Annotated in this window: 17 protein-coding genes; 14 read left to right on the top strand and 3 right to left on the bottom strand. The window is 64.5% G+C overall.

Annotation, left to right across the window (positions count from 1 at the left end; translation table 11 throughout):
- Nucleotides 1-25 precede the first annotated feature (25 nt).
- From cofD to LIW51_RS07165, 7 genes are all read left to right on the top strand, one after another.
- The gene (cofD, locus tag LIW51_RS07135) at nt 26-1,018 is read left to right on the top strand and encodes a 2-phospho-L-lactate transferase (RefSeq protein ID WP_227376510.1); all 993 of its coding nucleotides are present in this window, start codon (nt 26-28) and stop codon (nt 1,016-1,018) included.
- On the top strand, nt 1,018-1,761 hold the full coding sequence (locus LIW51_RS07140; protein ID WP_227376511.1) for a tRNA-dihydrouridine synthase: 744 nt from the start codon (nt 1,018-1,020) through the stop codon (nt 1,759-1,761). The genes cofD and LIW51_RS07140 overlap by 1 nt, the downstream gene beginning before the upstream one ends.
- Entirely contained in the window at nt 1,758-2,582 is an 825-nt protein-coding gene (locus LIW51_RS07145; RefSeq protein ID WP_227376512.1) for a triphosphoribosyl-dephospho-CoA synthase, read from the top strand. The genes LIW51_RS07140 and LIW51_RS07145 overlap by 4 nt, the downstream gene beginning before the upstream one ends.
- Nucleotides 2,579-3,142, top strand: a complete 564-nt coding sequence (locus LIW51_RS07150) for a DUF447 domain-containing protein (RefSeq protein WP_227376513.1) — start codon at nt 2,579-2,581, stop codon at nt 3,140-3,142. Before LIW51_RS07145 ends, LIW51_RS07150 begins: the two co-directional genes overlap by 4 nt.
- 78 nt (nt 3,143-3,220) lie before the next feature.
- Nucleotides 3,221-3,937 (top strand): protein sorting system archaetidylserine synthase, encoded by a 717-nt coding sequence (locus tag LIW51_RS07155; protein ID WP_227376514.1) that lies wholly within the window; start codon nt 3,221-3,223, stop codon nt 3,935-3,937.
- A gap of 57 nt (nt 3,938-3,994) precedes the next feature.
- The gene (locus LIW51_RS07160) at nt 3,995-5,410 is read left to right on the top strand and encodes a HEAT repeat domain-containing protein (protein WP_227376515.1); all 1,416 of its coding nucleotides are present in this window, start codon (nt 3,995-3,997) and stop codon (nt 5,408-5,410) included.
- A gap of 81 nt (nt 5,411-5,491) precedes the next feature.
- On the top strand, nt 5,492-5,644 hold the full coding sequence (locus LIW51_RS07165) for a DUF7837 family putative zinc-binding protein (RefSeq protein ID WP_227376516.1): 153 nt from the start codon (nt 5,492-5,494) through the stop codon (nt 5,642-5,644).
- Here LIW51_RS07165 and LIW51_RS07170 read toward each other — a convergent pair.
- A complete protein-coding gene (locus LIW51_RS07170) occupies nt 5,629-5,883 on the bottom strand; it encodes a hypothetical protein (protein WP_227376517.1) in 255 nt (84 codons plus the stop codon). The genes LIW51_RS07165 and LIW51_RS07170 overlap by 16 nt on opposite strands.
- A 79-nt stretch (nt 5,884-5,962) precedes the next feature.
- On the opposite strand from LIW51_RS07170, the gene LIW51_RS07175 reads away from it, so the two are divergent.
- Both LIW51_RS07175 and LIW51_RS07180 read left to right on the top strand, forming a co-directional pair.
- Nucleotides 5,963-6,964 (top strand): phospholipase D-like domain-containing protein, encoded by a 1,002-nt coding sequence (locus LIW51_RS07175; protein ID WP_227376518.1) that lies wholly within the window; start codon nt 5,963-5,965, stop codon nt 6,962-6,964.
- Entirely contained in the window at nt 6,895-7,344 is a 450-nt protein-coding gene (locus LIW51_RS07180; RefSeq protein WP_227376519.1) for a phospholipase D-like domain-containing protein, read from the top strand. Before LIW51_RS07175 ends, LIW51_RS07180 begins: the two co-directional genes overlap by 70 nt.
- 7 nt (nt 7,345-7,351) lie before the next feature.
- Here the strand turns inward: LIW51_RS07180 and han are convergent, their stop codons facing one another.
- Nucleotides 7,352-9,265: a Hef-associated nuclease gene (gene han, locus LIW51_RS07185; protein ID WP_227376520.1), complete on the bottom strand. Its 1,914-nt coding sequence runs from the start codon at nt 9,263-9,265 to the stop codon at nt 7,352-7,354.
- Between the two features lie 149 nt (nt 9,266-9,414).
- Between han and LIW51_RS07190 the strand changes: the two genes are divergently transcribed.
- From LIW51_RS07190 to LIW51_RS07210, 5 genes are all read left to right on the top strand, one after another.
- Nucleotides 9,415-9,903, top strand: a complete 489-nt coding sequence (locus LIW51_RS07190) for a Mov34/MPN/PAD-1 family protein (RefSeq protein ID WP_227376521.1) — start codon at nt 9,415-9,417, stop codon at nt 9,901-9,903.
- A complete protein-coding gene (locus LIW51_RS07195; RefSeq protein WP_227376522.1) occupies nt 9,900-10,331 on the top strand; it encodes an FAD synthase family protein in 432 nt (143 codons plus the stop codon). Before LIW51_RS07190 ends, LIW51_RS07195 begins: the two co-directional genes overlap by 4 nt.
- A gap of 166 nt (nt 10,332-10,497) precedes the next feature.
- A complete protein-coding gene (locus LIW51_RS07200) occupies nt 10,498-11,169 on the top strand; it encodes a metal-dependent transcriptional regulator (RefSeq protein WP_227376523.1) in 672 nt (223 codons plus the stop codon).
- A complete protein-coding gene (locus LIW51_RS07205; RefSeq protein ID WP_227376524.1) occupies nt 11,170-11,883 on the top strand; it encodes a TMEM165/GDT1 family protein in 714 nt (237 codons plus the stop codon).
- Nucleotides 11,884-11,921: 38 nt separating this feature from the next.
- Nucleotides 11,922-12,578: a LysE family translocator gene (locus LIW51_RS07210; protein WP_227376758.1), complete on the top strand. Its 657-nt coding sequence runs from the start codon at nt 11,922-11,924 to the stop codon at nt 12,576-12,578.
- 73 nt (nt 12,579-12,651) lie between these two features.
- Here LIW51_RS07210 and LIW51_RS07215 read toward each other — a convergent pair whose 3' ends face one another.
- A complete protein-coding gene (locus LIW51_RS07215; RefSeq protein WP_227376525.1) occupies nt 12,652-13,359 on the bottom strand; it encodes an HD domain-containing protein in 708 nt (235 codons plus the stop codon).
- Nucleotides 13,360-13,375 lie beyond the last annotated feature (16 nt).

Here is a 13,375-nt window from a genome sequence, read left to right on the forward strand (position 1 = left end):
GACGCTGGTCGGCAGAATCGGAAATATGGTAACGTTTCTCTCCGGGGGGACGGGCACCCCCAAGCTTCTGGACGGCGCGCGCTCGGTATTCTCGCCCGCCGAGACGACCGTCGTCGGGAACACGGGCGACGACGTGGAACTGGGAGGCCTGCTCGTCTGTCCCGACATTGACACCGTGCTGTTCCAACAGGGCGACGTGCTGAACCGCGAGACGTGGTGGGGAATCGCCGACGACTCGACCGAGACACACGACGAACTCCACCGACTCGCCGAGTCGGCGGGTCTCTCGGGCGGCCCGCGCTACCTCCCCGACGAGTACCAGACCGACGGGCGACCCATCGCTCGCTGGCGGCGATTTTCCGGCGTCGCGGAGTTCATGCTTCTGGGCGACCGCGACCGGGCGGTTCACGTCACGCGGACGGGCCTGCTGGACGAAGGCCACTCGCTCACCGAGACAACCCGGATTCTCGCCGACGCCTTCGACTCCCCGGTCGACGTGGTTCCGATGAGCGACGACCCTGTTGCGAGCATCGTCCGCACGCCGGGCGGTGAGATGCACTTTCAGGAGTTCTGGGTCGCGCGCGGCGGCGACCCCGAAGTCGCGGACGTGGAGTTCAGGGACGCGAGCGAAGCCGACCCATCGCCCGCCGCGCTCGACGCGATCGCGGGCGAGTCGGTTGTCATCGGCCCGTCGAATCCGGTGACGAGCATCGGGCCGATGCTCGCCATCGACGAACTTCGCGAGGCGCTGGAATCGACCACCGTGGTCGCGGTTTCACCCTTCGTGGAAGACCGCGTCTTCTCCGGCCCGGCGGCGAAGCTGATGGAGGCGGTGGGCTACGACCCGAGCACCGCGGGCGTGGCGGAGGCGTACCCCTTTGCGGACGCCTTCGTGCTGGACGACGAGGACGGAACCGACCTCGACCGTCCGGTCGTCAGGACGGACACGGAGATGAACGACGCCGCGGACGCGGAACGCGTCGATCGCGCGGCGAAACGCGCGCTGGAGGTGGTCTGATGTTCGAGCCGCGAGTCGCGCTGGCGAGTCTCAGCGGCGAGTCCGACGCCGAGTGGGCGCTGGCGGGCGCGGAGCACGTCGGGGCGGTGTTTCTGGGCGGTGTCGCGCTGGACGAAGAAACGCGCGAGGCGGCGAAGGTGATGGTCGCCCGCGACCGGGAGGAGTTCCTGCCGGACGACCCCGTCGCGTTCGTGGACGACCAACTGGCCGCGCTCTCCGATGCCTCGATTCGTCCGGGGTTCAACGTGCGCTCCGCGACGCTACCGCCGATTCGCGCCGCCGCGGAGGTGTGCCGAGCGTACGACGCGATTTTGGAGGTGAACGCCCACTGCCGACAGGATGAGATGTGTTCGGCGGGCACGGGGCAGTCGCTCCTCCGGAATCCCGACCGACTCTGCGAACAGGTTCGAGCGGCAGCCGAGACGGGCGCTACGGTCGGCGTCAAAGTTCGAACCGAGGTGTCCGGCGTCGATCTCCCGGAAGTCGCTCGGCAGATCGCGGACGCGGGCGCGGAAGTCGTCCACGTAGACGCGATGGATTCGGAGCACGTGGTCGCCGAGGTTGCGGAGGCGACCGACTGCTTCCTCGTCGCAAACAACGGCGTTCGAGGCGGGGAGACGGTCGCGGAGTACCTCGACTACGGCGCGGATGCGGTGAGCGTCGGGCGACCCAGTGATCGTCCCGAAATCCTTTCACGGGTTCGCCGCGCAACCGACGAATGGTTCACGGAGGTAGTCGCATGACGCCCGCAGAAAACGCGGAACTCGCGCTGTTGCTGGAGGTCGCGGGAACGCCGAAACCGGGCAACGTCGACCGCGAGCGTGATTTCCCAAATCTACGGTTCGAACACTTCCTCGCCGGAGCAGTCGGTGCCGGGACAGGGCTTCGTTCGGCAGAAAACGGCGCGCCGGTCGGCGAGGCGTTCGAAGAAGCCGTCGCGGGGATGAGCCAACAGTCGGGCGGCAACACGCAGTTCGGGGCGCTTTGCCTGCTAGTTCCGCTCGTGACGGCGGGCGAGCCTACTCCCGACGCCGTCGCCGAGGTCGTCGAATCCACGACGGTCGAGGATTCCGAGGGGTTCTACCGGGCGTTCGAGCACGTCGACGTGTACGTCGACGACCCACCCGACGGTGCGGACGAGTTCGACGTTCGGCGGGGAACCGACGCGATTTCGGCCATCAGGGAGGGCGAACTCACCCTCTTCGACGTGATGGAACTCGGGGCGGACGAGGACGACATCGCCCGCGAGTGGACGAACGGGTTCGAACGGACGTTCTGGGCCGGCGAGCGAATCGCAGAGCTGGAGGGGCCGCTTTCGGGTCGCGGCGCGCAGGTGTACCTCGAACTGCTAGCCCGCGAACCGGACACCTTCGTGGCGAAACAACACGGGAAGGAGGTCGCGGAGAGCGTCCGGGTTCGCGCACAGGAGGCGCTTCGGGACGGGCCGGAGCTCATCCACGCATTCGCGGAGTCGTTGGTCGAGGACGGCGTCAACCCCGGAACGACCGCCGACATCATCGCCGGAGGGTTGTTCGTCGCGCTGGAGCGAGGCGTCTCGCCGTGACCGACTGGCCGGTCGAACTCCGGGGCGTGACCGAGTCGGTCGTCACGACGCTCGGTCCGAACGACCTGTGGAACGCGGCGGCGTTGGGCCTCCACGCGGGCGACCCCGTGACGGCTAGAACGTGGGGTAACACCCGGACGCGGCGGAACTTTCACCGAACGGGCGGCGGAGTCGTCCAGTTCACCCGCGACCCCGTCGATTTCGTGGACGCCGCGCTCTCGATTCTGGAGGCGTCGGAACCGGTGCTTGACTCCGCCGACGCGTGGGTCGAGGTCGAAGTCGAACGAGTCGATTCGGGGGAATCGGGCGAAACACGATGGGAGGAGTGGGTGCTGAAGCCGGCCGATTCGGGAATCGTGCAGGAGGTGGTTCCGACCATCAACCGCGGATTCGCGGCGGTCGTGGAGGCGACGGTGGCCGCTTCCCGTCTCGGCGTGGACGACTACGACGCCGACGAACTTCAGGCGCGACTGGACTACTTCGAGGACGTGGCTCGCACGTGCGGGGGCGAGCGCGAGTGCGAGGCCTTCGACCGAATTCGAGATATCGCCGAGCGGTAAGCGTCACTGGGGTATCTCTTCCGTCGCCGAGCGTGCTTTCAAAAGACGTATCAAGCGCGCTCACACTACTCGCCGTGTATGAAACCCCGGTTCGTGGGTCGGCTGTCGCTGGCCGACGCGGTGACAGCCTCGAACGCCGCGCTCGGCTTTCTGGCAGTTGCAGTGGCGACCGCGAACCCTGAACTGGCGGCGCGCCTCATCCTGCTGGCCGCGGTGGCGGACGGACTCGACGGCGTGCTGGCCCGTCACGTCGGAAGTTCGGCGGCGGGGCCGTATCTGGATTCGCTGGCCGACGTGGCCTCGTTCTCGGTCGCTCCGGCGATGCTGGTCGTCGCGGTCGTGCGCGAAGCCTGGGGAGCCGACGCGCTCCGCGTCGCAGTGGCGCTGGCCGGCGGCGCGCTGTTCGTCGCGATGGCTATCGTCAGATTGGGGCTGTACACGGCCTACGACACCGACGACGACGTGACCGAGGGGGTTCCGACGACGCTCGCATCGGTCATCATGAGCGCCGGAGTGCTCGCGGGCTTCACCGACCCGTTCGTCCTCGTCGTGCTCACGTTCGTCCTCGCGGGATTGATGGTGTCGACCGTCACGTACCCCGATCTGCTGGCCCGCGACGCGGTCATCATGGGAATCGTTCACTCGCTCGCGGTGCTCGTGCCGGATTTTCGGGGGCGAGCGTTTCCCTACGCCCTGTTGACGCTGGGGCTGGCGTATCTCGTGCTCTCGCCGCAGTTTTACTGGCGGACGACGGACGGGAAGACCGCGCAGACGACAGAAGGGAAACGCTCTTGATGGACACGCCCCGATTTTTCGGCATATGAGAGCAACGGCTTTCCCGGGGGTGGACGCATGAGCGACGAAGACGTAGACGGGGCGGAGACCGAGGAAGAACAGACCGAGGAGACGGAAACCGAAGAGGAGCAAGCCGACGAGACCGAGGAAGAGCAAGCCACGGAAACTGAAGAGGAGACATCGGACTCCGACTCGGAGTCCGAGGAAACCGAAGAGGAGCAGGCCCAAGACGCCGAAGAGGAGCAGGCCCAAGACGCCGAAGAGAGCGAAACGGAGGCGGAACCCGTCGGCGCGGACACCGTGAAGGAACAACTCGATAATACGGAATCGGAACTCGAAGCCGCCGAGACGGAGACCGACCTCGACGTGGTCGAAGCGGAACTCGACAAAATTGAAGGGCTGTTAGAGAGCGCCGACATCCCCGAACCGGAGGACGAGGACGAGGAAGACCCGCGCGAGGAACTGGAGACGCGACTCTCCGACCTCCGCGACGAGCTCGAAGAACAGCGCGGACCGTACGCCGCGGACGTCATCAGCGATATCGAGGACGCCGAATCAACCGTTCGGGACACCCGCTGGACTACCGAGGGAAGCGGCGAACTCGTCGAAGTCGTCGAATCGTTCGCCGAAACGGTGCAGGACATCCTCGACATCGATTTCGGCGTCACGCTCTCCCGAAACTCGGACGACCTCACCGAAGTGCTCGAAAACTCGGCCGCAGCGGTCGGCGACGCGGATCTCGATCCGGACGAGGACGCGGACACCATCGAGGCGCTAGTCGCGGCGACCGAGGAGCTGAAGCATGGCATCGACGACGCCGAGGAGTGGAGCGACCTCGAAACGCGCGACCAACTCGAAGCCGAAGGTTTCTTCGAGGTGCTCGACCACCGGAAGGATTATCCGCCGGAGTGGCACGCGCTCAAGGTCTGGGAGAAGAAAGGCCGCGCGGACATGGTGCTCCTCGCGCTCGATTCGCTTCAGTCGAACTTCATGGAGCGTCACTGCCTCGACGCCCTCGAACGGATGGGCAACGAGGAGGCACTCGAACCAATGCTCCAACGCGCGAATCGCCGCGACAAGGATGCCATCCGCATCCTCGGCAAAATCGGGAGCGACGAGGCCATCGACACCATCGTCGATTACGTCGACGCCGACCCCGGCATGGCCAAGACCGTCATCAAGGCCCTCGGCGAGATAGGAAGCGACGAAGTGACGCAGGAGATCGCGGATCAGCTCGTCGCGGACGACGCGGACGTTCGCAGTCACGCCGCCCGCTCGCTCGGTCGCATCGGCGACACGCGCGCCATCGACCCCCTCGCGGACACGCTCGAAAACGACGAGTCCGACTCTGTCCGCGCGAGCGCCGCGTGGGCGTTGAACCAGATCGGAACGGACCGCGCGCTCGACGCGGTGCGCGGCTACGCCGACGACCGTGCCTTCCTCGTCCAGAGCGAGGCCAAAAAGGCGCTGTAGTCGGCCGGTAAGGAGTCATTACCGTTCTATAATCGGTCAATAACAAAGATTACTAAGCGATCATTTTCAGCCGAAAGGCAAATGGCGACCGAACCTGCTCGACTCGGCGTGTGCCCGAACTGCGGGAACGACATCCCGAGTGGCTATCTTCTCATCGAATACGAGACGGAAAACGGTCGCGCGCAGTTCGCCGAATGCCCAGACTGTCGGGAGATCGTTCACCCGAGACTCTGAGCGAGGAGAACCGCCAGAAATTCGAGCGCGAACGCGAGCGCGACGAGAAACGCACCGACGCGACCGATCCACGTGTGTTCTGTCACCTCCATCGGCGAAATATCGATAGTGTAATCGTTGTAATCCGGGTCGTACTCGATGTAATCCGGAACCTGAAAGAACTCGAAGAAGACGAGCACCGCACCGAGTGCCCCCAGCGCGTACCCGGCCAGTTCGAGCGCGATCGGAATCGAGACCATACCGAGAGAGCGAACGTCGCTGACAAAAATCCACCGTTCCGAACGTTTATATCGGAAACCGGAACCACTCCGCCTCGTGATGGCCAGAGTCGTACTCGCCGCCGTCGTAATGTTTGCGTCTCTCTTCCCCGCTCCCGCAGCGACCGCAACGGCGACCGTAGCGACGACTCCGCCGCCCGAAACCGTCGAGGTATATTCGAACCCGGTCGCGGACGAAGACGCCGGGGAGTTTGTCGTCGTGTCGTTTCCCCGCCGGACGAACCTCACGGAGTGGACGCTGTCGGACGACGAAAACGCGGTCGAACTCCCGAACGAAGCCGTTTCGGGGCAAATCGCATCCTCTACAGCACCGAACCTGACCGATAATCTCATGTCGCTTCGCGCACTTTCGATAGACGGTCTCTCGCTGTCGAACGGTGGCGAAACAGTCGACCTGTGTCGAAACGGAACTGGAAGTCATCGAACCGAGACGGTCGACTCGGTCGCGTACAGCGACGCGCTGGAAGGCGAACGGTGGCGACCGAACGGTAGCGAATGGCGACCCTTGGGAGCCACCGAGCGACCTATCGTCCGCACCGACGCCGCGAAGGCCCGCGCGTTCGTTCTGCCCGACAACCCTTCCGTTCCGGTCGAAACGCTCCGGTCGGCGGACGACCGCATCCTTCTTGCCGGTTACTCGTTCACCTCTCGCCGGGTCGCTCGCACCCTCGTCGCCGCCGCGAACCGAGGTGTCGCGGTTCGCGTACTCGTGGACGACGCTCCGGTCGGTGGAATCTCGCGGCGCGAGGCGAGCGTCCTCGACACGCTCGCCGAGCGCGGTGTCTCCGTCGAAGTTATCGGCGGAGAGCGAGCACGCTACGCCTTCCACCACGCGAAGTACACCGTCGTCGACGATCGAGCGATGGTGCTCACGGAAAACTGGAAACCGGGGGAACGGGCGGATGTTCGAGTCGCGGTTGGGGCGTCGTCGCCCTCCTGCGCTCCGCGAACGAGTCGATCTTCGTCCAGTAGATGGCGGTCGGCAGTCCGCAGCAGCCGTTCGTCCGCGCGACTCTCGCCGCGGCTCGTCGCGGCGTCGTAGTCCGCGTTCTGCTCAGCGGTGCGTGGTACGCCCGCGAGGACAACCGGAAAATCGTGCGCTGGCTGAACGAGCGCGCCGACGCCGAGGGATTCCCGCTGAAGGCGAAGTTGGCGGAACCACGAGGATACGAAAAGATACACGCAAAGGGTGTCGTCGTGGACGAGCGACACGTCGTCGTCGGCAGTCTCAACTGGAACAACCACTCCGCTCGGGAAAATCCGGAAGTCGCTCTGGTTCTCCACGGAGCGGAGGCGGGAGCGTACTACGCAAAGGTGTTCAGAGTCGACTGGAAGGAGGGCGGGCGACGTATCCTGATCGGTCGCTGCGGATTCGTCGCGGTGGGCGTCGCTGGTGCGATCTGCTCGCGAAGAGGGAGGTAGAGTTCAGTTAGTCTTCCGTACGCTGATGACCGATGGTCGTGCTCTGGAGGTCTTCGTCGAGTTCCGCGTCCGCCATCTTCTCCACGAGGGCGTCGAGCACCTGTTCACGCATCCCTTGAACGAACTTGATGCTCCCGACGACGAGGTGACCACCGCCGTTGACACCGCCGCCGACGATCTCGTCGTTGAGTTCTGAGACCATCTCCGGGATGTCGAGGCGGACGCCGTCGCTTCGGAGGACGGCGAAATCCGGTCCGTAGCCGATGGTGATGACTGGTTCACCCGTCTCCTGCACTTTCCGGTCGTGAATCTCGCCGGTCGTCTTCCCCGGTGGCGGATAGGTAAAGCGGTAGGCGTGATTCTCCACGTCGACCCGGTAGAGGTGCGCTTCGCTCGCCAGTCGCTCGTGTTTGACGTGGGGCATCGCGGCGTCGAGTTGTTGGTCAGTGTCCGCGGTGGCGCGCTCGGCGAGGAACGAGACGAGTTCGCGGTGGCGTTCCTCGTCGTCACAGCCGACGTTGAGTACGTCGTTGATGAGGTTCCGTCCAGGATCGTACTTCAGCCAGAACGCCTCGTAGTCGAGGGCTTCGCCGACGTCCGTGAGGAACTCTTCGTCGTACCCCTCGGACTCGGCCAGTTCGACGTAGTCCGTCATCGCGTTAGCCTTCGAACGGTCGGAGATGCCGGCAACCGCGGGAACGTGCCGGAGTTCGTCGGTCATGTCCGGTGATATCATTCGGGCGAGTTCGACGCACATCATCCCGGTTGTGATGCGGTAATCCTCGTCGTAGAGGTACGGGTTGACGTGCCCGTTGGTGTACGGTTCGACCGCTTCGGGGTCGGGATGGTGGTGGTCGACGACGAGAATCGGAATGTCGTAGTGCGCCAGATTCTCGTAAGCTGGCACGTCCTCTTCCGTGCTCCCGTTATCGAGCATGAGCAAGAGGGGAAGCTTCTGGCCGTGGCGGGCTTGATCTTCGAGCGCGAAGTTCAGGTCGCGCGTCACGTCTTCCATCTCGTAGAAGGGTGCCTTGCTCGGCAGGCGCTTGAACAGGTGGCGCTTCGCGTCGGGGTCTTGGTGGGTCTCCTCGATGAAGCGTTTCAGCGCGAGTTCCACTGGGATGCTGGCGCACATCCCATCGCCGTCGGCGTGGTGGCGGACGCGAATCGGGCGACTTTCGAGCACGGTTCGCCGGAGCTGTTTGGCGATCTCGCGTAGGTCGGGGAACAGCTGTTCGAGCGCGGGCCACTCCACGAGCGGTTCGGTGTCGTGCGGTTCAGCGCGCTCGTCGAGCGCGCTCTCGATTCGGTCACGAACGACCGTCTCCTCCTCGCCCGTCAGCGCGTCGAGGGAGGTGACTTCGACCTGAAGCGAGCCGTCACGCTCCTCGACTGCGCCGACGAGGTGGACAATGTCGCCGATGTCGATGTCGGGGTGCGCGCGCACGCCCGCTTCCTCGAACGCGGCGCACGGAACGACGCCGGTGTCATCGCTGACGTGGAAGATGGTCGGGCCGCCGGTCTGTTTGATCTGGACGACTTCGCCTTCGAGATGGACGGTTTCGCCGACCTGCTCGGCGAGCGCACCCGTCTCGGCGACTTTGTACTCGTGAGCGACGGTGACGGTCTTGTAGTCGTCGGTCTCGACCGGAGTGAAACTCAGGTCGCCGTTCTCCCGCACTTCGAGCAGTTCGACAACGAGGTCGTCACCCACGTCGTGTTCGCGGGAGAGGTTAGATTCGTGCACGAGACCGGATACGGAGTCGGATAAATCGACGAACACGCCGTAATCGACGACGCCGTTGACGACGGCGTGGTATCGTTCGCCCTCGGAGATATCGGAGAGTGTACAGTCCGCCGCGAGTTCGTACACGACGGAATCGTCGGTTCCGTCGACGGAACCGGTATCGGAGGTAGTCATCTTGTCCCATCTTTCGGGGGCGCTATTTTTAACGCTTTGCAACTTGCGGCCGCTCACGCGGAATCGCTTAAAATTATATCCGGTAGCGACGGGATTCGGTATCCGGCGCGTTCGCAACGTTTAGAACGCGGGGAATCGGAGTGTGTGGTATGCGGCTGTTCCGCTCGAACGAGATTTTGGGCATCGCGGCGGAAACGCTGGAGTTCGCGCTCGAAGCCTCCCGCGACACCCATCCGAATGAGTACATGGGATTTCTCCGCGGCGAGTCCGCGAGTCGACTCGGACTCAACCGCGAAGGAACCGTCATCACCGACGTGCTCGTCATGCCCGGCACCGAGTCGAACAGCGTGAGTGCGACTGTGAAAACGAGCACCGTGCCCAACGACATGCGCGCGGTCGGGTCGGTTCACTCGCACCCGAACGGGGTGCTCCGACCGAGCGACGCCGACTTGGCCACGTTCGGGCAAGGCGACGTACACATCATTATCGGCGCGCCCTACGACCGGGACAGTTGGAAGGCGTTCGACCGGAACGGCGACCCGCGGACGCTCGACGTGCTCGATGTCGAGCTTCCCGACGCGGAATCGTTCTTCGATTTCACGCAGGCGGACATCGACGAGGAGTTGAGAGAGCAGTGATACACGTACTCGCGCAGGGGACCTTCGACATCCTCCACCCCGGCCACGTCCACTATCTCCGTGACGCGGCGGCGATGGGCGACCGACTGTCGGTCATCATCGCTCGCCGGGAGAACGTGACGCACAAACAACCGCCCATCCTACCAAACCGCCAGCGCCGGGACATGGTCGGCGCGCTGGAGGTGGTCGATCACGCACGCGTCGGCCACCACAAGGATATCTTCGTGCCCATCGAAGACCTCGACCCGGATATCATCGCGCTGGGATACGACCAACACCACGACGACGCGTCCATCGAAGCCGAACTCGACCGGCGCGGGATCGATTGCAAAGTCAGACGTGCCTCGCCGCTCGACCCCGAGGACGCCGAGGAACTGCTCTCGACGGGACGAATCATCGACCGAATCTGCGAGGAGCGTTGCGATTAGAAATCCTCGACAGCGGGCTAACCAACCGGTTCTATTACACAATCAGCCTCGTTCGAGACGGCATCGGAAACCATCTCGATTCCTGCTAACTACCTTCACACCTCCAAAACGCGCCACCGAGCACACGACAAATTGAAGGTTTAGAAGCATCTAAATCGAACCAGTGATGTTGAGCGACGTGATGGAGGACTACCTGAAGGCCATCTACACGCTCCAGAAGGAAAGCGAGGAGCCGGTGGCGACCTCCGAGATCGCCGAATACCTCGGCGTGACGCCACCGACGGTCACCAGCATGGTCGAGAAACTGGCCGACCGCGGCCTGCTCCACCGGGAGAAGTACAAGGGCGTCGAACTCACCGAAGAGGGCGAGACGGTCGCACTCGAAGTGCTCCGCCACCACCGCCTGCTGGAGTCGTATTTGACCGAGCATCTGGACTTCTCGTGGAGTGAGGTACACGACGAGGCCGACCGCCTCGAACACCACATCAGCGAGGAGTTCGAGCGCCGCGTCGCCGAAGCGCTGGGGAACCCGACGGTCGACCCGCACGGTGATCCGATTCCGGACGCCGACCTCACGCCCATCGAGGAGGACGACACGACGCGCCTCAGCGAACACGAGGTGGGTCAAACGGTCGTCGTCGCGCGCGTCAGCGACCGCGACGAGGAGGAACTGCGCTATCTCTCCGACGCGGGAATCACGCCCGGCACGGAACTCGAAATCGTGGACGTGGCCCCCTTCGGCATGGTGACCGTCGCCATCGACGCCGACGAACAGAGCCTTCCCGAGAGCGTCGCCCGGTCGATTCGAGTTCGGGCGGTCGCCGAAGAAGTAGCGTAGATGGTGGGTGCACCGACTCCCGCGGCGGCCGGTTTCCAGTCCGTCATCGAGCGGTACGCCGAGTACGGTCCGCTATTGGTGTCGTTTCTCGCCAACACACTCGCCACCTTCGGCGACAAAGGGCAGCTCGTCGTCGTCACGCTGGCATCCCGCTACGACGCGAAGAAGGTGTTTCTCGGGTCGATGGTCGCTTTCTCGCTTTGGAGCCTCGTCGAGGTGGCAGTGGGAGGTTGGATAGTCACCGTCCTCCCGGGCGGCGCCATCGCGGCGACGACCGGCGGTCTGTTCGTCGTCTTCGGCCTGTTGACGCTCCAGAGCGCGTCCCGACGGTTCCGGGCCGAGCCGAACGAAAGCCCGCTCGTGACAGGCGGTGGAATCGACGTGGGGCTCTCCGGTCGTCTGCTTCCTAATAGCGTGCTGACTCAGATGGGCGCATACGGCGGCGTCCTGACGAGCTTCGTCTTCATCGCATTCGCCGAGTTCGGCGACAAGACGCAACTGCTGACCATCGACCTCGCAGCAACGTTCCCGCACGCTCGGGCGTCGGTCTTCGTCGGCGTCGTGACGGCCCTCGGACTCCGAACCGGCGTGGACGCGCTCGTCGGCGAGCGGTTCAAGCGTTGGGTGCCGACGGAGTACGTGGAACTCGTCGCCGCGCTTGTCTTCCTCCTGTTCGGCGCGTTCGTGTTCACGGAGTGGGCAGGTTTCCTCTAACCGTGGTCTTTTGGTTTCCCGGCGCGAAGCCGCGTTCGATGCTGGAGGTGCTCGTTTCGGCGGTCACGGGGGTCGTCCTCGGACTCTCGCTCGCGGCCCCGCCGGGGCCGATGAACGCTGTCATCGCCGAAGAGAGCGTCCTCCGCGGCTGGCGGTCGGGCTTCTTCGCCGGACTCGGTGCGATGACCGCCGACGCCTGTTTTTTCGTCCTCGCGCTCGCCGGGGTCGCCGCGGTCGTTCGAGAAGCCCCGCTCGTCCGGGGTCTCATGGTCGGCGTCGGCGGACTGCTCATGCTATACTTCGCCTACGGCGCGGCCAAGGACGCGACCGCGACGTTCACCGCCGACGCGGTCGAGGAAGACGCGAAGGGGTTCAGAAAGGCGTTCGCGCTCGCCATCACGAATCCCTACCAGATAATCTGGTGGCTCACGGCGGGCGTCGGACTGCTCGACCTGGGGCGGTTTGACGTGCTCTCCGGTCTCCCCGGCGAGCTCGCGGTGACGACCGGCGGCCCCGTCATCGTCGCGAGCTTCTTCGCCGGTATCGCGCTTTGGATCACCGGCTTTCCGGTCGCACTGGTCGCCGCCGGAAAACGGGTCGATTCGTTCGCGCCCGCGGTCGCGTATCTGAGCGCGGGCGTGCTCGCCCTCGCGGGCGTGATGTTCGTCTACGACGCCGCGACGACGCTGTTATAAAATCGGACGAGCGAATCGCTGTCGGCCCGCGCGAACGGCGAGAGCGCGGGCGAGACCCGGCGAATCGCGGGGCTCAGAAATCTCCGTTCCGGGGCGACCCCGACGGCTCCGCGTCCATCTCCGGCACCTCGTCCTCCAACCACTCGCGGAACCACTTCACGCGTTTCAGTCGGCGGTGGGCGATATCTCGCGCCGTCTCGCTCTGCACCCGAGCAGAGGCGTCCTTCCCGCGTTCGAGCACCCTGTCGACCATCTCCGCGGCGGCCATGTGCGTTCGGGCCTCGTAACCCATCCGCAGGAGCATCAGGGCGGTTCCGTTCGCGCCGACCTTGTCGAGCATGTCCGCCTCGATGAGGGACTGCGTCTCCTTCGAGAGGCGCGAGAGGTCACCCTGATACGAGTGGTTCTCGACCGCCTTGCACACTTGGTCGACGAACGACTCGGGGAACTCGCCGTGCGATTCGAGATATTCGCGGGCCACCCGCGCACCCTCCTCCGCGTGCACCTCCTGATCCGCGTCGAGTTTGGCGATGTCGTGGAACAATCCGGCGACGCGGGCCACGTCCACGTCGGCACCTTCCCGCTCCGCGATGGTTTCGGCCAGATCCACAACGTTGAGGATGTGGTTGAAGCGGTAATCCGCGGAGTGCCACGGATACCAGCGCATTCGCCCGCCACCCTCTTCGTTTTTCACACTCGCGGAGAGATACTCGTAGACGAACTCCTTCATCTCCTCGAATTCCTGTTCAGAGACCGGCGAACCCTTAATTTCGACACCCATAAAATCTCCTCCGTTG

It is taken from the genome of Haladaptatus halobius (assembly GCF_020618475.1).
Taxonomy (GTDB): domain Archaea; phylum Halobacteriota; class Halobacteria; order Halobacteriales; family Haladaptataceae; genus Haladaptatus; species Haladaptatus halobius.

Excerpts from the sequence above, each read along its gene's own strand:
- han (WP_227376520.1), bottom strand. The coding sequence starts at position 9,265 with ATGACTACCTCCGATACCGGTTCCGTCGACGGAACCGACGATTCCGTC.
- LIW51_RS07180 (WP_227376519.1), top strand. The coding sequence starts at position 6,895 with ATGGCGGTCGGCAGTCCGCAGCAGCCGTTCGTCCGCGCGACTCTCGCC.
- LIW51_RS07155 (WP_227376514.1), top strand. The coding sequence starts at position 3,221 with ATGAAACCCCGGTTCGTGGGTCGGCTGTCGCTGGCCGACGCGGTGACA.
- LIW51_RS07190 (WP_227376521.1), top strand. The coding sequence starts at position 9,415 with ATGCGGCTGTTCCGCTCGAACGAGATTTTGGGCATCGCGGCGGAAACG.
- LIW51_RS07165 (WP_227376516.1), top strand. The coding sequence starts at position 5,492 with ATGGCGACCGAACCTGCTCGACTCGGCGTGTGCCCGAACTGCGGGAAC.
- LIW51_RS07175 (WP_227376518.1), top strand. The coding sequence starts at position 5,963 with ATGGCCAGAGTCGTACTCGCCGCCGTCGTAATGTTTGCGTCTCTCTTC.
- LIW51_RS07205 (WP_227376524.1), top strand. The coding sequence starts at position 11,170 with ATGGTGGGTGCACCGACTCCCGCGGCGGCCGGTTTCCAGTCCGTCATC.
- LIW51_RS07200 (WP_227376523.1), top strand. The coding sequence starts at position 10,498 with ATGTTGAGCGACGTGATGGAGGACTACCTGAAGGCCATCTACACGCTC.
- cofD (WP_227376510.1), top strand. The coding sequence starts at position 26 with ATGGTAACGTTTCTCTCCGGGGGGACGGGCACCCCCAAGCTTCTGGAC.
- LIW51_RS07210 (WP_227376758.1), top strand. The coding sequence starts at position 11,922 with ATGCTGGAGGTGCTCGTTTCGGCGGTCACGGGGGTCGTCCTCGGACTC.
- LIW51_RS07215 (WP_227376525.1), bottom strand. The coding sequence starts at position 13,359 with ATGGGTGTCGAAATTAAGGGTTCGCCGGTCTCTGAACAGGAATTCGAG.
- LIW51_RS07160 (WP_227376515.1), top strand. The coding sequence starts at position 3,995 with ATGAGCGACGAAGACGTAGACGGGGCGGAGACCGAGGAAGAACAGACC.
- LIW51_RS07170 (WP_227376517.1), bottom strand. The coding sequence starts at position 5,883 with ATGGTCTCGATTCCGATCGCGCTCGAACTGGCCGGGTACGCGCTGGGG.
- LIW51_RS07140 (WP_227376511.1), top strand. The coding sequence starts at position 1,018 with ATGTTCGAGCCGCGAGTCGCGCTGGCGAGTCTCAGCGGCGAGTCCGAC.
- LIW51_RS07145 (WP_227376512.1), top strand. The coding sequence starts at position 1,758 with ATGACGCCCGCAGAAAACGCGGAACTCGCGCTGTTGCTGGAGGTCGCG.